This window comes from Nonomuraea sp. GTA35 (assembly GCF_041950525.1).
Lineage (GTDB): Bacteria > Actinomycetota > Actinomycetes > Streptosporangiales > Streptosporangiaceae > Nonomuraea.
In genome coordinates, this window is record NZ_JBGNUV010000003.1 from 574,279 (window position 1) to 597,531 (window position 23,253).

21 protein-coding genes are annotated in these 23,253 nt (G+C 71.8%); 11 read left to right on the forward strand and 10 right to left on the reverse strand.

The window, feature by feature from the left end; genetic code table 11:
* The first annotated feature begins 101 nt into the window (after positions 1–101).
* From paaI to ACBJ32_RS15845, 3 genes are read left to right on the forward strand one after another with little or no spacing between them, the layout of a single operon-like run.
* Complete coding sequence (gene paaI, locus ACBJ32_RS15835) at positions 102–470, forward strand: hydroxyphenylacetyl-CoA thioesterase PaaI (RefSeq protein WP_375127762.1); 369 nt, start codon at positions 102–104, stop codon at positions 468–470.
* Entirely contained in the window at positions 467–1,762 is a 1,296-nt protein-coding gene (paaK, locus tag ACBJ32_RS15840) for a phenylacetate--CoA ligase PaaK (protein ID WP_375127343.1), read from the forward strand. The genes paaI and paaK overlap by 4 nt, the downstream gene beginning before the upstream one ends.
* Before the next feature lie 4 nt (positions 1,763–1,766).
* The gene (locus ACBJ32_RS15845; protein ID WP_375127344.1) at positions 1,767–2,369 is read left to right on the forward strand and encodes a TetR/AcrR family transcriptional regulator; all 603 of its coding nucleotides are present in this window, start codon (positions 1,767–1,769) and stop codon (positions 2,367–2,369) included.
* Here ACBJ32_RS15845 and ACBJ32_RS15850 read toward each other — a convergent pair.
* From ACBJ32_RS15850 to ACBJ32_RS15865, 4 genes are all read right to left on the reverse strand, one after another.
* Positions 2,366–3,172, reverse strand: a complete 807-nt coding sequence (locus tag ACBJ32_RS15850) for a hypothetical protein (protein ID WP_375127345.1) — start codon at positions 3,170–3,172, stop codon at positions 2,366–2,368. The two genes, ACBJ32_RS15845 and ACBJ32_RS15850, sit on opposite strands and share 4 nt — an antisense overlap.
* Positions 3,173–3,251: 79 nt before the next feature.
* Positions 3,252–3,551: a DUF4193 domain-containing protein gene (locus ACBJ32_RS15855; protein ID WP_020542847.1), complete on the reverse strand. Its 300-nt coding sequence runs from the start codon at positions 3,549–3,551 to the stop codon at positions 3,252–3,254.
* 310 nt (positions 3,552–3,861) lie between these two features.
* Complete coding sequence (locus ACBJ32_RS15860; protein WP_375127763.1) at positions 3,862–5,127, reverse strand: sensor histidine kinase; 1,266 nt, start codon at positions 5,125–5,127, stop codon at positions 3,862–3,864.
* Between the two features lie 38 nt (positions 5,128–5,165).
* Positions 5,166–5,819, reverse strand: coding sequence for a response regulator transcription factor (locus tag ACBJ32_RS15865; protein WP_375127346.1), 654 nt, complete (start codon positions 5,817–5,819; stop codon positions 5,166–5,168).
* Between the two features lie 233 nt (positions 5,820–6,052).
* Between ACBJ32_RS15865 and ACBJ32_RS15870 the strand changes: the two genes are divergently transcribed.
* Positions 6,053–6,217, forward strand: coding sequence for a hypothetical protein (locus ACBJ32_RS15870; RefSeq protein WP_181449058.1), 165 nt, complete (start codon positions 6,053–6,055; stop codon positions 6,215–6,217).
* Between the two features lie 48 nt (positions 6,218–6,265).
* Here the strand turns inward: ACBJ32_RS15870 and ACBJ32_RS15875 are convergent, their stop codons facing one another.
* Complete coding sequence (locus ACBJ32_RS15875) at positions 6,266–7,054, reverse strand: inositol monophosphatase family protein (RefSeq protein ID WP_357868373.1); 789 nt, start codon at positions 7,052–7,054, stop codon at positions 6,266–6,268.
* Entirely contained in the window at positions 7,054–9,075 is a 2,022-nt protein-coding gene (locus ACBJ32_RS15880) for an alpha/beta fold hydrolase (RefSeq protein WP_375127347.1), read from the reverse strand. The genes ACBJ32_RS15875 and ACBJ32_RS15880 overlap by 1 nt, the downstream gene beginning before the upstream one ends.
* 11 nt (positions 9,076–9,086) lie before the next feature.
* On the opposite strand from ACBJ32_RS15880, the gene ACBJ32_RS15885 reads away from it, so the two are divergent.
* The gene (locus tag ACBJ32_RS15885) at positions 9,087–10,037 is read left to right on the forward strand and encodes a ferrochelatase (protein ID WP_375127348.1); all 951 of its coding nucleotides are present in this window, start codon (positions 9,087–9,089) and stop codon (positions 10,035–10,037) included.
* Here ACBJ32_RS15885 and ACBJ32_RS15890 read toward each other — a convergent pair.
* Positions 10,028–11,221 carry a lytic transglycosylase domain-containing protein gene (locus ACBJ32_RS15890; protein ID WP_375127349.1) on the reverse strand — a complete coding sequence of 398 codons (1,194 nt, stop codon included), beginning with the start codon at positions 11,219–11,221 and terminating at the stop codon, positions 10,028–10,030. The genes ACBJ32_RS15885 and ACBJ32_RS15890 overlap by 10 nt on opposite strands.
* Positions 11,222–11,312: 91 nt before the next feature.
* Here ACBJ32_RS15890 and ACBJ32_RS15895 point away from each other — a divergent pair, with 91 nt between their 5' ends.
* From ACBJ32_RS15895 to ACBJ32_RS15905, 3 genes are all read left to right on the forward strand, one after another.
* Positions 11,313–12,515: an MFS transporter gene (locus ACBJ32_RS15895; RefSeq protein WP_375127350.1), complete on the forward strand. Its 1,203-nt coding sequence runs from the start codon at positions 11,313–11,315 to the stop codon at positions 12,513–12,515.
* Between the two features lie 150 nt (positions 12,516–12,665).
* On the forward strand, positions 12,666–13,292 hold the full coding sequence (locus tag ACBJ32_RS15900; protein WP_357868361.1) for a polysaccharide deacetylase family protein: 627 nt from the start codon (positions 12,666–12,668) through the stop codon (positions 13,290–13,292).
* A gap of 45 nt (positions 13,293–13,337) precedes the next feature.
* Positions 13,338–14,618, forward strand: coding sequence for a D-arabinono-1,4-lactone oxidase (locus tag ACBJ32_RS15905; protein WP_375127351.1), 1,281 nt, complete (start codon positions 13,338–13,340; stop codon positions 14,616–14,618).
* Here ACBJ32_RS15905 and ACBJ32_RS15910 read toward each other — a convergent pair.
* The gene (locus ACBJ32_RS15910) at positions 14,615–15,415 is read right to left on the reverse strand and encodes a hypothetical protein (protein ID WP_375127352.1); all 801 of its coding nucleotides are present in this window, start codon (positions 15,413–15,415) and stop codon (positions 14,615–14,617) included. The two genes, ACBJ32_RS15905 and ACBJ32_RS15910, sit on opposite strands and share 4 nt — an antisense overlap.
* Positions 15,416–15,528: 113 nt before the next feature.
* Here ACBJ32_RS15910 and ACBJ32_RS15915 point away from each other — a divergent pair, with 113 nt between their 5' ends.
* Positions 15,529–16,476 (forward strand): S8 family serine peptidase, encoded by a 948-nt coding sequence (locus ACBJ32_RS15915; RefSeq protein ID WP_375127353.1) that lies wholly within the window; start codon positions 15,529–15,531, stop codon positions 16,474–16,476.
* 160 nt (positions 16,477–16,636) lie between these two features.
* Positions 16,637–19,432, forward strand: coding sequence for a septation protein SepH (gene sepH, locus ACBJ32_RS15920; RefSeq protein WP_375127354.1), 2,796 nt, complete (start codon positions 16,637–16,639; stop codon positions 19,430–19,432).
* A gap of 143 nt (positions 19,433–19,575) precedes the next feature.
* Here the strand turns inward: sepH and ACBJ32_RS15925 are convergent, their stop codons facing one another.
* A complete protein-coding gene (locus ACBJ32_RS15925) occupies positions 19,576–21,039 on the reverse strand; it encodes a PH domain-containing protein (protein ID WP_375127355.1) in 1,464 nt (487 codons plus the stop codon).
* A 344-nt stretch (positions 21,040–21,383) separates the two neighbouring features.
* Entirely contained in the window at positions 21,384–21,896 is a 513-nt protein-coding gene (locus ACBJ32_RS15930) for a PH domain-containing protein (protein ID WP_357869650.1), read from the reverse strand.
* 657 nt (positions 21,897–22,553) lie between these two features.
* On the opposite strand from ACBJ32_RS15930, the gene ACBJ32_RS15935 reads away from it, so the two are divergent.
* Positions 22,554–23,093, forward strand: coding sequence for a YbhB/YbcL family Raf kinase inhibitor-like protein (locus ACBJ32_RS15935; protein WP_375127356.1), 540 nt, complete (start codon positions 22,554–22,556; stop codon positions 23,091–23,093).
* Positions 23,094–23,253: the final 160 nt, after the last annotated feature.

Sequence of the window (23,253 nt, forward strand, 5' to 3'; positions counted from 1 at the left end):
CCGGCGGCTCGCCCTCTTGACAGGGAAGTCAGGACGGTGATTTGTTTACCGAACATTCGGTCAGTTGACAAGGGAGATCTGCGTTGGAGAGCGCGCGCCGCATGATGGCCGCCGACACCGCCTCCGCCGCCCTGGGCATCGAGCTGGCTGAGCTGGGCGAGGGCCGGGCGGTGTGCCGCATGACCGTGACCCGCCAGATGATCAACGGCCACGACCTGTGTCACGGCGGGTACGTGTTCCTGCTGGCCGACACGGCGTTCGCGTGCGCGTGCAACACGGACGGCCCCGTCACGGTGGCGGCGGGCGCGGAGATCGCGTTCGTGTCCCCGGCGCGGGCGGGGGACGTGCTGGAGGCCGAGGCGGCCGAGCGCACCCGCTACGGGCGCAGCGGCATCTACGACGTCACCGTGCGGCGTCCCGACGGTCAGGTGGTCGCGGAGTTCCGCGGCCGGAGCCGGGAGTTGAAGTGAGACTTGGCGATCCCCCCGCCGCGCACGAGCTCGACCCGATCGAGCGCGTGTCCCGCGACGAGCTCATGGCGCTCCAGCTCGAACGCCTGCGCCGAACCCTGCGCCGCGCCTACGAGAACGTCCCGCTCTACCGGGACAAGTTCGACCGGGCGGGCGTGCACCCGAGCGACTGCAAGGAGCTCGGTGACCTGGCGAAGTTCCCCTTCACCACCAAGCAGGACCTGCGCGAGTCCTACCCGTTCGGCATGTTCGCGGTGCCGCGCGAGCATGTCGTGCGCGTCCACGCCTCCAGCGGCACCACCGGGCAGCCCACCGTGGTCGGCTACACCAGGAACGACATCGACGTCTGGGCGGAGGTCGTGGCCCGCTCGATCCGCGCCTCCGGCGGGCGGCCCGGCGACATCGTGCACGTCGCCTACGGCTACGGCCTGTTCACCGGCGGCCTGGGAGCGCACTACGGGGCCGAGCGGCTGGGCTGCACGGTGGTGCCCGTCTCCGGCGGGATGACGCCCCGGCAGGTGCGGCTCATCCACGACCTCCGGCCCGACGTGATCATGGTGACGCCGTCGTACATGCTGGCCCTGCTGGACGAGTTCGCCGCCCAGGGCCTCGACCCGCGCGAGTCGTCGCTGCGCGTCGGCATCTTCGGCGCCGAGCCGTGGACCGAGAAGATGCGCGCGGAGATCGAGGACCGCTTCGACCTGCACGCCGTGGACATCTACGGGCTGTCGGAGGTGATGGGCCCCGGCGTGGCCAACGAGTGCGTCGAGACCAAGGACGGGCTGCACATCTGGGAGGACCACTTCTACCCGGAGACCGTCGATCCGTTCACCGGCGAGCCCGCCCCCGAGGGCGAGCTGGTCTTCACCAGCCTCACCAAGGAGGCCATGCCGGTCATCCGCTACCGCACCCGCGACCTGACCCGGCTGCTGCCCGGCACCGCGAGGCCGGCCTTCCGGCGCATGGAGAAGGTGACCGGGCGTACCGACGACATGATCATCCTGCGGGGCGTGAACGTGTTCCCGACCCAGATCGAGGAGCTGGTGCTGGGCGTCGAGGGCCTGTCGCCGCACTTCCAGCTCCACCTGACCCGCCCGGAGCGGCTCGACGTGATGACGGTCAAGGTCGAGGCGCGCCCGGGCTTCTCCGGCCGGGTGGAGGCGGGCGAGGCGCTGCGCAAGGCGGTCAAGGACACCGTGGGCGTCAGCGTCGAGATCGACGTCGTGGACCCGGAGACGCTGGAGCGGTCGGTCGGCAAGCTCAGGCGCGTCATCGACAGGCGGGGCGGCTGACACCGTGGTCACCCGGAACCCCGCTCGTCCGGGCAGGCGCGGCCACGACCCCGAGTCGGTGCTGTCCATCGCCGTCAGCGTGTTCAACGAGCGCGGCTACGACGGGACCAGCATGGAGGACCTCGCCAGGGCGCTCGGGGTCACCAAGTCGGCCATCTACCACCACGTGCCGGGCAAGGAGCAGCTCCTCGCCCGCGCGCTGGACCGGGCGCTGGACGGGCTGTTCGAGATGGTGACCGACCCGCGCGCCGCCTCGGGGGCCGCGATCGACCGGCTGGAGTGGGTCGTGCGGCAGAGCGTGCGCATCCTCGTCGGCCGGCTGCCGTACGTGACGTTGCTGTTGCGGGTGCGCGGGAACAGCGTGACGGAGCAGGCGGCGCTGGAGCGGCGGCGGGAGTTCGACCGCTTCGTCAGCCGCCTGGTCAAGGAGGCGGCGGCGGAGGGCGGCATCCGCGCCGACGTGGACCCGGCCCTGGTGACGCGCCTGCTGTTCGGCACGATCAACTCGATCACGGAGTGGTACCAGCCGTCGCGCGGCGCCTCGGCGGACGACCTGGCGGACACGCTGCTCACCATCACCTTCGACGGCCTGCGCTCGGACGCCTAAGGGCTGAGCTCGTCGCGGCCCGGGTCCTGGGGCAGCGAGGGACGCTTGACCCGCAGATCGTTGCGGATGGCCTCGCCCAGTTTCTTGGTGGCCATGCGATTGAGCGCGCCCCCGGCGACGGCGCCGGTCAGGAACGGCCCGAAGGTGGTCAGATGCCGCCCCAGCGTCCGCATGAGACGGTTGCGCAGAGCGGTCTTGGTGGCGGCTCCCAGGGCCAGGGAGACGGACGCGGGCGCGAGGGGGTCGATGCCGCGCTGTTTGGCCCAGGCGGCGGTGAACGCGATGGCACGCTGGGTTCCGGACCCCTGGACGTGCACGCCGTAGACCTCGTGCAGCTCGGCCAGCAGCTTGACCTCGATGGCGGCGACGACGATGGTCTCGGCGACGAGCTGGGCGGGGGCGGAGAGCAGGAGGGGTGGCGCGGCGAACTCGGCCGCTGCCAGTGCTCCGCCGATGGCGCCGACCGTCATCGTGGCCTTCTGCGCGGTGCGCACCAGGTCGTCGGCGAGCTCCTCGCCGGTCAGGCCATGATGATGTTCGGCAAGGGTGTGCAGATCCCTGATCGGGATGCGCGGCGCGATGTTGAGGAAGACGTCGGCCAGCCAGCGGCCCCGGCCCGCGCCGGTCTCCCGTGCCTTCTTGGCCCCGGCGGACAGCGCCCGGGCTAGTCGGCCGAGCAGCCTGCGCCGCTCGGCCGGCTCGAGTTCACCGGGAGCGGTGAGCCTGCCAACGAGCTCGCCGACCTCACGATCGGGGTCGGCGATCTCACTGCCTGGTTGCTGGTCTTTCTCTGGTACGGCCACGCGGTGCCTCCGTGTCTCTTGGTCGCGATCGCCCAGGGTGTGCGGTTCCTGCCCGCCCCGGGCTCCTTCGCTCCAGGAATTAGGCGGCGCACTCCCGGCAGACCTGCTGGCCGTTCTTCTCGGAGGCCAGCTGGCTGCGGTGATGCACCAGGAAGCAGCGCGAGCAGGTGAACTCGTCGGCCTGACGGGGGATCACCCGCAGGGAGAGCTCTTCGTTCGACAGGTCCGCACCGGGCAGCTCGAGAGACTCGGCCAGGTCGGTCTCGTCGATGTCGATGCTGCCAGACGACTTGTCGGTGCGCCGCGCCTGCAGCTCCTGGAGGCTGTCCTCCCCCAGGTCGTCGTCTGTCTTGCGCGGGCTGTCGTAGTCGGTAGCCATTGTGCTTACTCCATCCCCCTCATCCATATGTGTTCGCGCTCATCGCGCGTCTTCTAACGTCCGGGAAGCCCATCTTGTGCCCGTTCCGTCGGGGAGATTTCCCATCGGTACCCCGCGGAAACGGACAACGAACCTCCCAACACGTCAGGGCCTGCTGCCGACGGCAATGGTTAGCCAAATATGGCGAAACCCACAGCCTTGGCGTCATGCACCACCGTGTTCGACGGCACATCCAACCACATGTGCGGCGTGGATGAGACGCCCCCCGTGACTCAACACGCGCACGAACGCGCCACGGCGGCACAGCCGTTCATCGCCTCGGAAGCCGAATGGTCACGACCAGCCCTCCACCATCGCGCGGCACGGCGGCCACATTCCCGCCGTGCGCCTGCACCACCGCACGGACGATGGACAGCCCCAGACCCGATCCCTTGGCCGATTCCACGCGGTCCGCGTGGAGCCTCCTGAACGGCTCGAACAGGCTGTTCACCTCGTACGCCGGCACATGCTGTCCTGTGTTGGCCACCTGAACAACCAAGGCACCGTCCGCCATTCCCGTTCGGATCCAGACTTTTCCGTTTTCGGGAATGTTGTACTTGACGGCGTTCTCCACCAGGTTGCTGACAGAGCGTTCCAGCAGCACGGGATCGCCTGTGGTAGGCGCGCTGACCAGTTCGGTGGAGACGGTTACGCCGTGCTCCTCGGCGAAGGGCGCGAGCTGTTCCACGGCTGTCTGGGCGACTTCCATGACGTCGAGGGGTTTGCGCACGGCGAGTTCGCGTTCGCTCCTGGCGAGCAGCAGCAGCCCTTCGATGAGCTTCTCGTTGCGCGCGTTGACCTCGAGCAGGGTACGGCCGAGCGCCTTGAGGTCCTGCGACGCCTCCGGGTCCGACAGGGCGATCTCCAGGACCGTCCTGTTGATGGTGAGGGGGGTGCGCAGCTCGTGGGAGGCGTTGGCCACGAACCTGCGCTGGGTGTCGAAGGCGACGTTGAGGCGGGTGAGCATGGCGTCGAAGGTGTCGGCCAGCTCCTTCAGCTCGTCGTTGGGGCCTTCCAGGGCGATGCGCTGGTGGGCGAGGGTGCTCTCCGACAGCTTCTTGGCCGTGGCTGTCATCTGCGCCACGGGCCGCAGCGCCCGGTCGGCGACGAAGTAGCCGATGATCAGCGCCAGAATGCCGACGCCCACCAGCGCCATCACGGAGCTGGTGAGCAGAGCGTCCCTGGCGTTCTGCACCGCCAGCTTCTGGAAGCTGTTCATGTAGTCCTGGAACTGCGCGTCCACGGTGGGCGGCAGGTTGGTCTCGAAAATGGGCCATGCCGCGCTGATGGCGTTGCCGACGATGGCGTAGACGGAGAACAGCAGCGCGGCGGCCGCCGCGAAGACCAGCGCGCTGTAGGTGATCGTCAGCCGCCAGCGGATGCTCACCTTGCCGGGAAGCTCCTTCACACGATCCATGGTGGAGCGCGGAGCCATCGTCTGCGCCGGCGGGGGCGGGCCGTCCCAGGCGGGCGGCCCGCTGGGCGGCGGGGCCTCCTGCACGCGCGTCGCCTTCCTCGCGGAGTGCGGGCTGATCATCGGATGCGTCGGCCCCGCCTCACGCTCTGGCCGTTCACTCACAACTTGTACCCAACCCCGGGCACAGTCTCGATCACCTGAGGCTCACCCAGCTTCTTCCGCAGCGTCATCATGGTCACGCGGACCACGTTCGTGAAGGGATCGATGTTCTCGTCCCACGCCTTGTCCAGCAGGTCCTCCTGGCTGACCACGGCGCCTTCGGCCCGCATCAGCTCCTCGAGCACCGCGAACTCCTTCTTGGTCAGCACGACCTCCCTGCCGTCGCGCTCCACCAGCCGCTTGCCGGGGTCGAGCTTGATCCCGGACCGCTCCAGCACGGGCGGCAGGGCGGGCGCGGAGCGGCGGCCGAGCGCGCGCACCCTGGCGACCAGCTCGATGAACACGAACGGCTTGGCCAGGTAGTCGTCGGCCCCCAGACCGAGCCCCTCCACCTTGTCGTCCACGTCGCCGGAGGCGGTCAGCATGAGGATCCGCGAGGCCGTACGCTGCTCGACCAGCCGCCTGCACACCTCGTCGCCGTGCACCACCGGCAGGTCGCGGTCCAGCACGATCACGTCGTAGTCGATGTAGGAGGTCCGCTCCAGGGCGCCGCCACCGTCGTAGGCGACGTCCACCGCCATGGCCTCGCGCCGCAGCCCCGTCGCGATCGCGTCAGCGAGCACCCGCTCATCCTCTACAACCAGCACGCGCACGCCGGTACACCTCTCTCCGATTCTGGGCACTCATTCTGCCCACAGGCTCGATAAGCGCACGGTAAGGCATGTTCAGGGCTCGGTGACCCCGGCGTGAGGCAGAGCGGCGCGAAATTCATGTTTCGGAGGGCGACAGGCCGGGGTATGCCTGCGGGACACCCCTTGCCCGGTCTTCGTCCGGCAACGGGAGACTTCGCCCCCTGCACGAGTCGAACCCCCAGAGAGTAGGTGAGATGGGCGAGTTCACGACCACGATCGAACACCGCCTCGACCAGGCTTACAAGGGCCTTCGGGAGGCCCGTAGCGCCGGCGACGACTACCTCGCCGACACCCTCACCGCCGAGATCGAGGACCTGCGCCGCCTGGCCGACGATCACGGCATCCCGTTGCCCCGCTAGCCCGTGCGAAACGGCCGGAGCCGGCGCTCCGGCCGTTTCGCCCCCAGATCAGGAGTCGCGTGCCGGGTTCAGCGGCGCCAGCAGGTCATGCAGCTCCTCGAACAGCCCCTGAGCCGCGCACAACGCGTAGTCAGGGCTGGCCGGCCGCCCGTTCAGCCCGCCGAACCTGGCGCCGGACTCGGTCGCCACCAGGCCCGCCGCGGCATAGTCCCACGGGTTGATGCCGCGCTCGTAGTAGGCGTCCACCCGTCCCGCCGCCAGCGAGCACAGGTCGACGGCGCACGATCCGCCCCGCCGGATGTCACGGACGCGGGGCAGCACCTGGGCGACCACCTCGCCCTGCACCGCGCGCCGGGCCTTGGAGTAGCCGAAGCCGGTCGCCACCAGCGCCTGGGCCAGCGGCACCCCCGTGTTGCAGCGCAGCCGCGAACCGCCCAGCCAGGCGCCCTCGCCGCGCGCCGCGGTGAAGACCTCGCCCCGCGACGGCACGTTGACGACGCCGGCCACGACCTCGCCGCGTACCTCGACGGCGATCGACACCGCCCAGTCCGGCAGGCCGTACAGGAAGTTGACGGTGCCGTCGACGGGGTCCACGATCCAGCGCACGTCGGACTCGCCGGGATCCTCGCCGCCCTCCTCGCCGAGGATGCGGTCGCCGGGCCTGGCGGCCAGGATGCGCTCGCGGATGAGCTCCTCCGACTCCTTGTCCAGCGCGGTGACCACGTCGGTGGGGCTGGACTTGGTCTCGATCTCGCCGGACATCGTGGGCCGCTTGGCCAGCAGCATGTCGCCGGCCTCGCGGGCGATGTCCTCGGCGAGCCTCAGGAAGTCCGTCATCACGCCACCGAGTCCGGGCGCTTCCACTCCTGGCCGAGCACGTGCTGGCCGAGGAAGGCCAGGACGGTCTCGTACCAGGCGACGATGTTGCCGGGCTTGAGTATCCAGTGGTTCTCGTCGGGGAAGTACAGGAACTTCGCGTCCACCTCGGTACGCCGCAGGTCCCACCACAGCCGCAGCGCCTCGCCGATCGGCACCCGGTAGTCCTTGTCGCCGTGGATGACGAGCATCGGGGTGGTGATCCGGTCGAGGGCGTTGTGCGGCGACAGCAGCGAGTAGCGCTCGCCGCCGGGCAGGCCGAACTCGCGCTGCCAGTACATCGCGGCGTCGGTGGTGCCGGCGAACTGGTCGAGGTTCCACAGCGAGGCGTGGGTGACGATGGCCTTGTAGCGGTCGGTGTGGCCGGCGAGCCAGTTGGCCATGTAACCGCCGAACGAGCCGCCCATCGCGGCGACGCGCTCGCTGTCGATGTCGTCCCTGGCCAGGGTGGCGTCCACGATCGCGTCGAGGTCGGCCTGGGTGCGCGGGCCCCAGTCGCCCCAGCCGCGGTCGATCATCTCCTGGCCGTAGCCGGTGGACATGCAGGGGTCGGGCATGAGCACGGCGTACCCGTGCTGGGCCAGGATCCACGACTGCCAGCGCCACTGCCAGTCGTTCCAGGAGCCGAGCGGGCCGCCGTGGATGAACAGCACGAACGGCGCGGGGCTGGCGGCGGAGGCGCCTTCCGGCAGGGCCAGCCAGCCGCGGATCGTGGTGCCGTCGTCGGCGGTGGCGGTGACCTCGGTGAGCGTGCCGGTCACCTCGGGCCGCGGCGCGGGCGAGAGCAGGTCGGCGATCTCGCCGGTGGCGGCGTCGATCCTCGCCGGGGCGGGGGCGAGGTTGACGGCGCTGCGCAGGGCGTAGATCCAGCGGCCGTCGGGCGACGGGTTGAGGCCGAGGTAGGAGGCGTCGTCCTGGGTGAGCCTGGCCGGCTCGCCGTCCAGCGGGACGCGGAAGACCGGGCGGCGGCCCTGGTGGTCGGCCGCGATGTAGACGGCCGAGGAGTCCGGCGCCCAGTCGATGTCCGAGGGCCACAGGTCCGGTGCGTAGGCGCGGCCCTGACCGGTGGCGAGGTCGGCGATCCACAGCTCGCTGTGGGCCGAGACGTCCAGCCCGGTGAGCCTGTCGCGCGAGCAGGCCAGCTTGGTGCCGTCGGGGGAGATCGCCAGCGGCCCGGTGAAGTCGTAGGCCTCGTCGGACAGCAGCACGCGCCGCTCGCCGGTGGCCACGTCGATGGTGACCAGCTCGGTGCGCGACTCGCCCTTCGGCAGGTACACGCGCCAGGTGCTGATCACGGTGGTGCCGTCGGGGGTCAGCTCGAATCCGCCCTCGCGCAGCGCGTCGCCGGCGTCGGGGGTCAGGTCGCGCACGTCCTCCAGGCGGTCGGCGCCGAGCCTGGCCGCGAACAGCCTGGGCCGGCCCGGCCCGAGGTCGTGGTCCCAGTAGCGGACGGGGTAGCCCTCGTGCAGGATCGCGCTGATGCCGGCCTCCTTGCGGGCCTTGCGCTTCTCCTCGTCGGCCGACTCCTCGCCGTCGAGCACGTCGGAGACGAACACCACCACGTCGCCGGCCGTCCGCACGCCGCCGATGCCGCCGGGCCTGGTGGCCACCTGGCGGGCCTCGCCGCCCGCCCGGGGCAGCAGCCACAGCGCGGGCACCTCCTCGCCGGGGTCCTTGACGGTCGGGTCGGGGCGGGCGGAGGTGAACAGCACGTCGCCCGCGTCGGTGAAGACCGCGGCGGACTCGCCCTTGGCCGAGCGCGTCAGCCGGTACGGCTCGCCGTCCAGCGGGACGGCCCAGAGCGCGGTGCCGAACGACTTGCCGTCGGGATTGAGGGACTGAACGGTCGAGATCAACCTGGAGCCATCAGGCGAAAGCCGTAGAGAAAGGACCCGGGGAATGGCCACATAGTCACGAATGTCGTTGAATGCGCTCACTCGATCGAACCTACCTCGCGGGGAGGACCGCCGACACTCCCCCATAGGGTTGTCACGTGGGAATTTACGACGCCTTGCTGGTCCTGTCGTTCGGCGGTCCCGAGGGCCCGGACGACGTGATGCCGTTCCTGGAGAACGTCGTGCGCGGCCGTGGCGTGCCGCGCGAACGCCTGCTCGAAGTGGCCGAGCACTACCAGAGCTTCGGCGGGGTCAGCCCGATCAACCAGCAGAACCGCGACCTGGTCGAGGCGCTGCGCCCGGTCCTCGACGTGCCGGTCTACTGGGGCAACCGCAACTGGCACCCGTTCGGCGAGGACACCGTGCGCCGGATGCGGGCCGACGGGATCAGGAAGGCCGCCGTCTTCGCCACCTCGGCGTTCGCGGGCTACTCGAGCTGCCGCCAGTACTACGAGGACATCGAGCGGATCTCGATCGAGGGCGGCCCCGAGCTGGTCAAGATGCGCCACTACGGCGAGCACCCCGGCTTCGTGGCGGCGATGGCCGACCACACGCGGGCGGCGCTGGAGCGGCTCGGCCGCGACGACGCCAGGCTCGTCTTCACCGCCCACAGCATCCCCGTCTCCATGGCCGAGACCGCGGGCCCCGAGGGCGGGCTCTACGAGGCGCAGCTGCGCAGGAGCGCCGAGCTGGTCAACCAGGCGCTGGGCCGCACCGAGCCGTGGGACCTGGTGTGGCAGTCGCGCAGCGGGCCGCCGCAGGTGCCGTGGCTGGAGCCGGACGTCTGCGACCACCTGCGCAAGATCGAGGCGCCGGCCGTGGTGCTGGTGCCGATCGGGTTCGTCTCCGACCACATGGAGGTCGTCTACGACCTCGACACCGAGGCCAGGGCCGTGGCCGCCGAGCTGGGCCTGCCGCTGGAGCGGGCCGCGACGGCGGGCACGCATCCGCGGTTCGTGGGGATGGTGCGCGAGCTGATGGCGGAGCCGGAGCCGGTGCCGTGCCCGCTCACCTGCTGCCCGGCCCCGAAGCGGCGGCCTCAGGCGTAGGTCTTCGCGTACGCGTCGGCGATCGACATGACCTTGTTCACGTAGTCCCACGAGTGGTTGTAGAACCAGATCGCCTTGCGCAGCCTCTCGCCGCCCTGCCCGGCCTTGTTGGCGCACAGGTAGTTCGCCGCGCCGGGCACGGCGTCGTACGGGCTCCAGATGTCCTTCTTGCCGTCCCCGTCGCCGTCCACGCCGTAGTGCTTCCAGGTGGCGGGCATGAACTGCATGGGCCCCAGCGCGCCCGCGCTCGACGGCCCGTTGTTGCGCCCGTGCCCGCTCTCGACCTGCCCGATCGCGGCCAGCACCGTCCATGACAGCCCGGGGCAGCGGGTGGCGGCGGCCTTGTAGAGCTCCAGGTAGCTGCTCGGCCGGCCCACGCTGACCTGCTGCGGCTGCTCGGGCTGCTGGGCGGGCTGCTGCTGCTTCGCGGCGCGCGCGGCGGCGTCGAGCACCACGACCTGGGCGCCCTGGCCGAGCGCCTTGCGCACGCCCGCCTCGCCGATCTTGCCCTCCTTGCCGTGCAGCAGCACCGCGACGCCCTGCGCGAACCCCAGGGACCTGCCGAGGTCGGCGCTGATCAGCCCGTCCACGCCGGTCAGCCCGAGCGGGGCCGAGGCCGCGACGCGGAGCCTGGGCCCGCCGTCCACCTGGTACTCGGCGCCCAGGATCATCCCGAACTTGCGCATCGAGGCCGCCTCGGCGACCAGCTCGCCCCTGGCGAGCGCGCTCCACACGGCGGGCTGGTCGGCGACGGGCTGCGGCGTCCAGGAGCGGAAGCCGGACGGGTCCACGGCCAGCAGGTTCAGCCCGGTGCCCGAGATCTTGACGGCGCCCGCGTCGACGACGGTGACCTTCTGCACGTGCTTCAGCCTCGCCAGCTTGAGCCTGGTCTCCCTGGGCACGGTGCCCGCGGCGATCGCCAGCACGCGGGCCGGCGTCGGGGTGACGCCCGGGCCGCCGGCGCCGAAGTCCTTGACGGGCTCGGCGGTGGGCACGATCTGGTCGAGGCGGGGTGCGGCCGACTGCTGCTGCGGGGTGGCGCGGGGCCGGCTGCGTACGGGTTCCTGAGCGCTGCTGAGCAGGTCACCGTCCAGGAACACCACGACGCCGCCGGCCGCGACGGTGACCGCGAGCACGGCGACGAGCATGAGCATGACCGCGCGGACAGTGGGAAGACCGGACACTCGGGACACGTTAACTCACGCCAGCCCGAAACCACTTGCGATCCAGACATATGTGCGCAATGGTTAGCTGCTTGAGTAAGGGGGAAACAGCGTGGTCGGGCCTTACCGGGGGTTGTTCGAGAGGCCCGGGACGAAGGGGTTCGTGCTGGCGGGGCTCGTCGGCCGGATGCCGATGTCGATGCTCGGCATCGGCGTCATCCTGCTGATCACCGCGCTGACCGACAACTACGCCACCGCCGGCGCCGTCGGAGCCGCCTCCAACCTGGCCTTCGCCGCCGCCGCCCCGCTGTCGGGCCGGCTCGCCGACAGGTTCGGGCAGGGCCGGGTGATCCCCCCGTTCGCCGTCGTCAACGCGCTGGCGCTGGCGGCCCTCATGCTCTCCGCCGGGTCCGGCCTGCCCGAGTGGACGCTGTACGCCTCGGGGCTGGTCATCGGCGCCACCTCGCTGTCGCTCGGCTCCATGGTGCGGGCCCGCTGGTCGGTCATCCACGGCGGCACGGACCGGCTGCACGCCGCCTTCGCGTTCGAGTCGGTGGCCGACGAGGTCGTCTTCGTCACCGGGCCCGCGCTGGTCACGGTGCTGGCCACCACCGTGAACCCCTACGCCGGCCTGATCGTGGCGCTGGTCTGCATGCTGGCAGGCTCCCTGGCGCTGGCCGCGCAGCGGCGCACCCAGCCGCCCGTGCAGCTGGTCAGGTCGTCGGGGGGCACGCCGATCCTGATCCCCGCCGTCGCCCTGCTGGCCGCCGTCTCCCTGGCGCTGGGCGCGATCTTCGGCTCCGTGGACCTGATCACGGTGGCCTTCGCCGAGGAGCAGGGGGTCAAGTGGGCCTCGGGGTTCCTGCTGGCCTCGTTCGCGGGCGGGTCGATGGTGTCGGGGCTCTGGTTCGGCTCCCGGAGCTGGCGGATCTCGCTGCGCGCGCGGTTCGTGCGCGCGCTGGCCCTGTTCGTGGTGGGGCTCCTGCCGATCCTGTTCATCGACACCACGGGCATCATGGCGGCGGCGCTGTTCCTGGCGGGGTTCGCCATCTCGCCGACGCTCATCACCTGCTTCTCCCTCACCGAGCGGCTGGTGCCGCAGTCGCTGCTCACCGAGGGCATGGCGTGGATCTCGACCGCGATCACGCTCGGCGTGGCGCTCGGCTCCTGGGCGGGCGGGCAGCTCACCGAGACGTACGGGGCCTCCGACGCGTACGTGTTCTCCATCGCCGCGGCGGCCGTCGCCGTGATCGTGGGCATCGGAGGTTCGGGTTTGCTGAGACTTCCCGAGGCTCCTTCACCCTCGCGGAGCTGATCCGCTACGGTCGGGACATCCCTCGCAACACCCATCACACTGGAAGCACTAGTTATGTCCCGACAAATCAGTTCACTTCTAGCTATCGCGGCTGTTTGCGTGACCCTTGCTCCGGCGCCGGCCTTCGCGCAGGCTCCGAAGAAGGAGCCCGTGGATTGCGAGCAGGTCAAGTGCATCGCGCTGACCTTCGACGACGGGCCGGGCAAGTATGCGGGAACGCTGCTCGACACGCTCAAGAAGTACGACGCGAAGGCGACGTTCTTCCTTGAGGGCCAGTACGTGAAGAGCCGCCCGCAGTACGTCAAGCGCATGGTCGCCGAGGGCCACGAGCTCGGCAACCACAGCTACAGCCACCCCGACTTCACCAAGAGCGAGGCGGGGACGATCCGGAGCGAGATCCAGAAGACCCAGGACGCGGTGAAGAAGGCGGCGGGCGTCGAGCCCAAGCTGCTGCGCCCGCCGTACGGGATGGCCGACCTGCAGGTCTCCGACATCGCCGCGGAGTTCGGCATGCCGATGATCCTGTGGACCGCCGGCTCCCAGGACTGGAGCTCCAAGAACGTCGACGCCATCCAGAAGCAGACCCTCGCCGTGGCCAAGCCGAACTCGATCATCCTCATGCACGACTGGGTGAAGCAGACGGTCGACGGCATGCCCGCGCTCATCAAGACCTTGCAGAACAAGGGCTTCCACCTCGTCACGGTCTCCGACGTGGTCAAGAACGAGGACCTCAAGCCCGGCGACATCTTCCCCGTTCCCGAGGGCTGGGAGAAGTGAGTATCGTTCGCGTTTAGCCGGAACGATGCTCTGAAGGGGTGCCCCGTGGCCTTCGTGAACTGGGCGCGCAACCAGTCGGGCACCCCCGCCGAGGTGCGTGCCCCGTCCTCCGTCGAGGACGTCGTACGCGCCGTGCGCGACGCCGCCGCCTCCGGGCGGCGGGTCCGCATGGTCGGCACGGGGCACTCCTTCACCGGGGTGGCGCTCACCGACGGCATCATGCTGCGGCCCGGCGCGCTGACCGGGATCAGGACCTGGGCGGACGACCGCGTCACCGTCCTGGCCGGCACGCCCCTGCGAGTGCTGAACGAGCTGCTCGCCCGGCGCGGCCTTGCCCTGGCGAACATGGGCGACATCACCGAGCAGACCGTCGCGGGCGCCGTCCAGACCGGCACCCACGGCACCGGCCGTGACAGCGGCGGCCTCGCCGACCAGGTCACCGAGCTGGAGCTGGTGCTGGCCGACGGCACCGTGGCCACCGTCGCCCCGGGCGAGGACCTCTTCGACGCCGCCCGGGTGGGGCTCGGCGCGCTCGGCATCCTGACCGCGGTCACCTTACGCGTGGAGCCCGCGTTCCTGCTGCACAACCGGCGGCGCAGGCTCCCGCTCGGCGACATCCTCGGCACGCTCGACGAGCTGACCACCGCCAACGAGCACCTGGACTTCTTCTGGCTGCCGCACACCGAGGCGTGCCTGGTCAAGACCAACAACCGCAGCCCTGGACCGGCCGACCCGCCCGCCCCGTTCCGCCGCTGGCTGGACACCGTCTTCCTGGAGAACACCCTCTTCGGCGCGGCCTGCGCGCTCGGGGCCCGCGTGCCCACCCTGATCCCGCGGATCAACGAGCTCAGCGCGGCGGCGCTCGGGGACTCCGCGTCGGTGGACGTGTCGTACAGGGCGTTCACCGCGCGGCGGGACGTGCGCTTCCTGGAGATGGAGTACGCCGTGCCGCGCGAGCGCCTGGCCCAGGCGCTGCGCGAGACGCGCGACCTGGTCGAGCGGATGGACTGGAAGATCACCTTCCCGGTGGAGGTGCGGGTGACGCCGCCCAGCGACGCGTGGCTGTCCACCGCGTACGGGCGGCCGTCGGCGTACGTCGCCTGCCACATCTACCGTCCGACGCCGAACCCCGCCTACTTCGAGGGCGTCGAGGAGATCATGACCCGCCTCGACGGCCGCCCCCACTGGGGCAAGCTGCACACCCGCGACGCCGCCTACCTCGCCAAGGTCTACCCGCGCTTCGCGGACTTCGTCGCCCTGCGCGACCGCCTGGACCCCGGCCGCCTGTTCGCCAACGCCTACCTGGACACCGTGCTGGGCGCCTAACCCGGCGGCGTGCCGTACTCCGGCTCGGCCCGCTCGGTGTCGCGCGACGGCGCCTCCTCCACCACGTCGGGCTCCTCGTGCACGGGCGGCGCGCTGGGCGTGGCCTCCTGCGACGGCTCCACCGTGTCCGACGGGGTGGGCGCCGGGGTGGGCGTCGGCTCAGGGGTGGGGCTGACGGTCCTGGTGGGCGTGGGGGTCGGCGTCGGAACGGCCTCCGGCGTGTCCTCCGGGGTGGCCCGGGGATCCGTGTACGCGGGCGGCGCCTGCGTACCGGTCTCCCGCGGGGCCGGCGCGCGCTCCTCCTCCTGCTGCTTCTGCTGCGCCTTCGCCGGAGTCCTGCCCGTGACCTGCTCGTGCACGGTCTGCTGGGCGGCCGCCTGGTAGACCAGGATGCTGCCCATGCTCACCCCGAACACCAGCGCCGCCGCCGCGCCGACCTTCAGCCACGGCAGCCGCCACCTCGACGGGGCGGGGCGCACGGCGGGCATCACCAGGGTGACGTCCCCGCCCTCCCGGTGCTCCACCCGCTCCTCTGGCTGGTCCTCCGCCCGCTCCTCCTGCGGCTCCTCCCGCCGGACGACCAGCGGTGTGCGCTGCTTGACCCGCTCTCCCGTCTGCTTGAGATAGTGCGTGTAGACGGCCGTGGCCACCGTGCTGGCGACGCTGACCACCGCCGCGCCGATCACCGTTCCGGCCACGCCCAGGTACGACGCCGCCACCGCCGCGGTGACCGCGGCCAGCGCGCTGCCCAGGATCTGCGGCATGCTCAGCTCGAACTTCCGCTGCTCGCCGCTCATCCCCCGGATCAGTCCTTCCTTGCCCCGCGTTCGGTAAAGACCTGTCTCGTGAATAGACGCGAGTGCGTGTCCCGTTGTTCCTGTGACCTGCGTGACAGGCATCCTTGCCGATCGTGCCCCGACGACTCGGCCTGCCCTCCGTGTACCTCGCCGCGGCCGTGGCAACCGCCGCGGCGACCGCCGCCCCTCTCGCCATGACACCCGCCGCGGGACTCTCCCTGCACCCCGACCATCCGGAGCCCGCCCGGCCCTACATCGTCACCGCGCGCGACCGGAAGGCCGCCCGCGACCTCGTCGGCGAGGTGCGCTGGCGGGTGCGCCGCTACTACACCTCGGCGCTGCCGGGATTCGCCACCTTCCTCACCGCCTCCGAGCTGGACGAGCTGCGCGCCGACCCGCGGGTGCGCACCATCGAGCCGGACCGCCAGCTCCATCCCATGGCCGTGCGCGCCCCGGAACGCCCGCCCTCGGTGCGGGCCGGCGGCGCGGGTACCACCGTGTACGTCCTGGACAGCGGCGTCGCGATCCGCCGCGCCGAGTTCGGCGACCGGGCCTGGCGCGCCTTCGACGCCACCGGCGGCACCGGGCGCGCCTGCGGCCGTCACGGCACGCGCGTCGCCGCCCGCGCCCACGCCGTCGCCCCGAAGGCGGGCATCGCCTCCGTACGGGTGCTCGGCTGCGGCGGCTCCGGCACGCTGGCCGACATGCTGGCGGGGCTCGACTGGATCCACCGGCACGCCCGCGGCCCCTCCGTGGCGCTCCTGCCGACCGACGGCGCCGACTCCCCCGCCCTCGCCAGGTCCGCGCGTTCCCTCGTACGCTCGGGCGTGTTCGTCATCGGCGCCGCCAACGGCGGCGCCTGCCGGCTCACCCCGGACGGCCGGGCGTTCTCCGCCCACGCCCCGCACCTCGCCGGCGCCGCCGCCCGCCACCTCGAACGTCATCCGGACGCCGACCCCGCCACCCTTTCCGCCTGGCTGGACTGCACCACGGCCCGAGGCGCGATTCGCCAGAACCCGTCGAGGCCAAATAACCTCCTGGTACGCAACGGCGGGCTCTAGAGGGATGGATAGCTCAAATGTGACCGGCGTCACATCGCCCCGGGGCTATCCCAGGAAGGCGATGTTCGGACATGCCGGGTACGGTGCTGGCAGGCAACCGGCACACGCGAGAGACTCAAGGGTCCGGGGGAAGAATGGCGACGCTGACGAAGGGACTCGCATGCAGGAGCTCCGACTCGTCGCGGTGAGTGAGGACGGCACCTACCTCGTGCTGGCTACTGCCGGACGGGGTACGCGCTTCACGCTTCCCGTGGACGACCGGCTCCGTGCTGCCGTCCGCGGCAACTTCTCCCGTCTCGGCCAGTACGAGATCGAAGTGGAGAGTCCGTTGCGCCCCAAGGAGATCCAGGCCCGCATCCGAGCCGGAGAAACGGCAGAGGAGATCGCCGCGACCGCCGGGATCCCGGTCGAACGAGTCCGCTGGTTCGAGGGGCCGGTGCTCCAGGAACGGGAGTACGTCGCCCAGCAGGCGCAGCGCGTCGCCGTCCGCATGCCGGGCGAGTCCGCCCCGGGACCCACGCTCGGCGAGCTCGTCGCGGAGCGGCTGACCAGGCGCGGCGTGCCCACCGACGAGATCGACTGGGACAGCGCCAAGCGCGACGACGGCCTGTGGCGGGTCAAGCTCGGCTACGTCTGGAACGGTCACACCCGCCACGCCGAATGGCTCTTCGACCCGCGCAAGCGGCACGTCACCCCGCACGACGACGAGGCCATGCGCCTGTCGGCCGCCGACTTCGACCCCGAGCCCGCCGTGGTGGAGGACACCACGGTGACGCCGTTCGCGCCGCGGGTGGCCAAGCTGCAGCCGGTGCCGCCGCTCCCCTCCTCCGACGCGCTGCCCTTCCCTTCGGTGGTGCGGGGCGAGCCCGAACCCTTCACCTCCTCGGAGACGGCCTACCCGCCCTCGCGCGAGGCGCCCTTCGACCCGCCGGGCAGAGAAGAACCTCCGTCACGCGAGCCCTTCCGGCCCGAACCGCCCGCCCGCGAAACCGGCTACACCCGCCCCGGCGACACCTCGTCCCGCCGCGGCGGGTCTTCGCCATGGCTGCCCGACTTCGGGTCGGGACGGGCGGAGCACGAGTCCATCTACGCCCCGGCCACCCCACCGCCATCCCGCCCGGACTCCCGCCCCGACACCCGCCCGGACTCCCGGCCGGCGGTGCAGCCGGTAGCCGAGGAGCCCGCACCCGCGGCCAGGCCGGTCTCCGCACCCGCCACCCACGCCGGCCCCGCGGCCGGGCCGCTCACCGCGCCCGCCACTCAGGCCGGCCCCACGGCCGGGCCGCTCACCGCGCCCGCCACTCAGGCCGGCCCCACGGCGGAGCCCGTCGCGCAACCTGCCTCCGGCACCGGTCCGGTCGCCGGGCTTCAGACGCCTCCGGCGCCGGCGGCCCCGGCCAGGCCGGAAGCTCCGCACGCCGAGGTGGCCGCCACCGCTGCGGAGGCGGCCGGCGCGCCTGTCGCCGACCTCAACTCGCCCGCCGCTCCGGCCCCCGCCGCCACCGAGCCGGGCCCTGCCGCGCTGTCCTCCGTCCAGCCGGACGCGCCCACGGCCACCGCCGGTTCGCACCAGGCCGCCACGCCGGGCACCGCCGCCGAAGCGTCGTCCCAGACAAGCACCGCTTCCGAGGCATCCACCCAGGCGAGCACTACTCCCGAGGCATCGTCCCAGACGAGCAGCGCTCCCGAGGCATCCACCCAGGCGAGCACCGCCGCCGAGGCGACCTCGCAGACGAGCACCGCCGCCGAGGCGACCGTCGCCGGGGCATTGCCCGCGACGGAAGCAGCGGGCACCGCCGTCACGTCCGACGCCGCGGCCACCGCACCGAGCCCGGCCGCCGCATCGGGTGCCGAAGACACCCAGGTCGCCGCGTCGAGCGCCGCAGACGCCCAGGTCACCGCGTCGCAGGCCGCGGCACCTCCGTCGCCCGCCGAGGCGGCCCCGGCAGCTTCCGCCGCCGCGGTCGCCGACACGGCAGTCACTGACACGGCCCCGGCCGTCGCCGGCGCGGAAACAGCCAAGGAGCCGGCAGCCGTTGCGGAGCCCGCAGCGGCAACTGCCGCCCCGGCCCAGCCGCAGGCGGCGACCGCCACGTCGAGCCAGCCGCAGGTGGCGGAGGCCCCCGCTGCGCAGGCCGAGGCGCCCAAGGCCGAGCCGGTCCCAAGCCCAGCACCAGCGGCGAGCCCAGCACCGTCGGCGAGCCCCGCACCGGGTGAGAACTCCGCACCGGCAGCCGGCTCCGTGCCGGCGGCCAGTTCCGCGCCGGGCAGCAGCCCCGCATCGGCCACGAGCTCCACACCGGCCGGCGACCCCGAACTCGCCGCCAGCCCTGAACTGGCCGCGAGCACGCAAGTCTCCGCAAGCACGCAACCGGCTGCGCAGACGGAATCCGTCGAGAAGGCGGAGGCCGTCGCGGGCGGTGACGCCACCACGGCCCAGACCACCACGGCCCCGGCCGCCGAGTCCCAGGCCACCGCCGCCTCTGAGCCCGCATCCACCGCGGCCGAGGAAGCCCCGGCAGAGGAGTCCACGACCGAGGAGTCCGCGTCCGAAGAGGCGACGGCGACCGTCGCCGAGCAACCGGCGGTGGCCGAGCAGGCGACCGCGACCGCCACCGAGCAGGCCGTGGAGGCCGAGCCGGAGCCGGTCGTCCCCGAGAAGCCCGCCGTCCCCGAGCCCGCGCCGGCCGCCGAGAAGCCGGCCGCGCCCGAGAAGAAGGCGACGCAGCCGGAACCCGTCCAGGAGAGCAAGCCTCCCGCGCCCAAGCCGAAGCCCGCACCCGCGGTGCCGGCGGCGCGGGCGGGCAAGGACGAGGGCAAGGAGGAGCCGCCCGTGCCGGTGCCGTCTCCGCCGCCCGCCCCGGCCGCGCGTCAGGCGCGCAAGGGTTCGAGGGGTCGCCGGGCGTCCGTACCGACCTGGGACGAGATCATGTTCGGCGCCCGCCGCCAGGACTGACCACAGGAGACGACACCACTGAGCACGCCGTAACCCCCCGGGCACGCAGCGGCCGCGCGCCGGGAAACCCCTCCATGGCCGCCCCGCACCCGTCCGAGAGCGACCGGCCGGAGTCCGCCGAAAGCCGTGTCAGGCCGAGCCCGTCAAGACTCGCGGCGCTCCAGGAACGGCGCCAGCCACTCGGGCGTCACCTCCGCGGCGAACTCCACCCCCTGCGCCTCGGCGACGTCGATCGCCGCATAACCCCCCTTGCCGGCCCCGACCCCGGCGATCAGCGTGAGCACCCCCGCCTGCCGCTGGAACCAGGTCTGCCGCAGCCGCCACCCCACCACGGCCCGGCGTTCGACCACGGCCTGGGCCCGCCGCAGCGACCCCGACCGCACCGCCAGGCGTCCGCCGTCGTAGCCGTGCCCCAGCGAGGCGTACCTGTCGAGCCCCAGCGGCACCCCACCACCGGCCAGGAGCAGCGCCAGCACCAGCAGGACCCACCAGAGGGCGCCCCCGGTGGCCCAGAGGACGGCGGCGCTCGCGGCGGCCAGCACCAGCCAGGGGAAGACGGCCCGGAACAGGCGGCGCCTGCGGGCCACGGGCGGGTGAGGGCGGAGGGCGGCGTCGTAGGGGCCGATCGCGTCGCCGGTCACCTGGAACGCGATCGTCCGCGGCACGTCGGGCAGGAGCTGCCCGCGCGTCTCCGAGTCGCCGAGCCCCGTCACGATGGCCCACACGCGTACGACCCCGGCCCACCGTTCTGCCAGGCCGTCCACGATCTCGTAGCCGCGCACCCGCTTCGACTCCAGCGACACGCTGCGCCGGTTGATCAGCCCGCGCTCGGCCACCAGGTAGCCGTCGCGGCGCTTGAGCACGAAGTCCCAGTTGAAGACCGCGTACATCAGCCCGCCCGCGAACGGCATCGCCAGCACGAGAAGTACCGCCACGGCGATCAGGAGGTAGGGGTGCCCCCAGAGCCACTCCCCCGCGCTCAGGGCGTCGTCCTGGCTGAGCCCCAGGTCGTCCCCCCACTGGAAGGCCAGCCCGATCGCACCGCCGACGAAGGCGAAGGGGGTGAGCAGGTACGCGCCGGACAGCGGCCCGTACAGGAGCCATTTGCGCGGCACGCCGATGATCGGCCGCTCGGCGGCGGCGTCGGGGACGTGCGCGTCCTCGGCGGGTTCGGCCGTGCGGCGCAGCAGGAGCGCCTTGAGGCGTTCGGCCTCGTCCAGGGAGACGCCGGCGAGCTTGGCCTCTTCCTCGTCGCCGCTCGCCCCTGTGTCGATCTTGAGGATGGTCAGGCCGAGCAGGCGGTGCATGGGCGGGTTGGAGACGTCGACGCCGCGGATGCGTTCCAGCGGGATGGTACGGACGGAGCGGCTGATCAGCGAGCGCTTGGTCTCCAGACGGTCGCCGACGATCTCGTACGTGAAGGTGGCCCACCTGACTGTCGCGAACACCACGGCGGCGAAGACGCCGACGGCCGCGTAGGCGTACGACCTTGCCGAGAAGCCGCCCACGAACAGGACCCCGACCAGGGGGAGGAGGAGTGAGGGCAGCATCCGCACGGGGTCGATGAGCAGCACTTTCGGGCTGAGCCGCTGGGGTGCCCGCGCCACAGGCGGCGGCCAGGGAAACGGCCCCCCAGGCCCCGGATACGGCCCGCCCGCCCCAGGATGCGGCCCGCCCGAAGGATGCGGCCCGCCTGTCCCAGGATGCCCCCCGCCGGGCCCAGGATGCGGTCCGACCGGCCCAGGCCCGGGGTGGGGTCCGCCGGCTCCGGGATGCGGTCCGCCGGGCCCAGGTGGCGGTGCCCCGTGCGTGGGGAACCCTCCCTCGTGGCCATGTACCGGGCCTCCTGGCGGCGCGGGCCGCTCGCCGCCGGCCGGAGGAGGGGGCGGCGTGGGCGGGGCCCAGCCGCCGTCCGGCGGGGCCGGTGCGGGGTCGTCGGGGCGGGGTTCGGTCATGTGGCGTCGTCCCTGAGCTCTTCCGCCCGGCGCGCGAGCTGCTCGGCCAGCTCCGCCGCCACCCGGTAGTCGAGCCCCTTGATCGTCGAGGACCCGGCGTGGGAGGCCGTGCGGATGTCCAGCGTGGCCAGCCCGAGCAGCCGCTCGAACCACCCCTGCCCCTTGTCGACGGTCTGGATGCGGCTCACAGGCACGAACACCCACTCCCTGGTCAGGAATCCCGACCTGGCGTAGACGACGTCCCCAGAAAGCTCCCAGCGATGTACGAAGTACCGTACGAACGGCTCGGCCACCAGGAACGGCAGCGTCACCGCCATGACCGCGACGGGCAGCAGCCACGCGTCCTCGGCCAGCCACCTCGGCACCCACGACCACTCGCTCCCGTCGAGCCACCGCGACACGAGCAGCGAGCCTCCCAGGAAGAACACGAAGGCGACCAGCGACTCCAGCAGCCACATCCGGATGGCTTTGGGCGAGACGCGGTTCGCCGGATCACGCAGAGCGCCCATTGACGTCACAAGGCCAGCTTATGGCGCGAACCCGGCAGGCGATCTGCCAGCGGGCCGGGAAAGGAGCGGGCCGGCGGATTTCCGCCCGGCGGGGCGGGCAAAGATCCGCGGGCCGTCCCGGCGTGTCTGCCGACTCCCGGCTCGGCCTCGGTGCCATGCTCGATGGCGGCCGGCCGCAGGCTGTCGAGCTTGGCCACGTCGGCGGCGCCACGTACGTGCCAGCCAGGTTCGGCCAGCGCGTCGTGACCGCACCACTGCGCGAGCGCCTCACGCAACGTGGCAGCCGCCGTCCGCATACAGGGGCCCGCGCGGTCGCCTCTTTTACTCGAAACCACGATCTGGCGCACCTGGTTTTTGCGGGTCCGCCGGTCCGAAACCTATGTCCGTTTCGTTGGGGTGGCCGCCCGCGTTCCCGCCCCTGCGCGCCATCGCATAGCAGCAGGCGGGCGACACATCCCCGGTGGGGGCGGATCCGGGCGACGAGAGCGCTTGAGCGGGCGCCGATGTGGCCAAGCTCACTACACGAATGCCCGCATTCTCGGGCTTTTCGGATCCTTTACCGACCACCGACCATCGAGAAACGGTCTGCGCACCGCCGAGAGCCGCGTAGCATCATCCGGCATGGGGCTGTGTAACGCGGCATCGCGCATGCGACGCTTGGCTGTCAGTGTGACGGCGGCGGCTGTCGCGTTGTCCCTGTCGGGTTGCGGCAGCCTCAGCTTCATCGGCAGATCCCAGGCTCAGGACATCGCCGAGATGAACGTCACGAGTCCTGAGCTGCGCGAGGGCAAGCCGCTGCCCAGCGAGTACTCCTGCGGGAGCGACCAGGGCAGCCCGCCACTGCGCTGGTCCAGCCAGCCACTGCCGGGGGCCAAGTCGATCGCCATCGTGGTCGACAGCCACACGTCCGCCAAGTCGGCGGTGCACTGGGTGCTCTACGACATCCCGGCGACCACGACCGAGCTGGGCCCCAACGCCGCCGCCGACCCTCCAGAGGGCACGGGGCAGGCGAGGGTCACCAGCGGCAGGGTGGGTTACGAGCCTCCTTGCGAGAAGGACGCCAGCTATCGGTTCACGGTGTACACGCTGAACGGCAAGGTAGGTCTCGCGGCGGGCTCCCCGCTGCCCGCGGTCCTGAAGAAGATCGCGGAGCAGACCATCGCCCGCGGCCGTCTCACGGCGGTGTACATCCAGTGAGAGGCCGAACACGGCAGGTAGTGCCGGTGTACCAATTATTCACGTAGGGTGTGACAACTCTCATAGTGGTCCGACACAATCAGATCCAATTGTTAGGCACTGGTGATCAAAGGGGGCAGATCGCGTCGATGGCCGCGCGATCTCATCGGTGCCAGAGGGA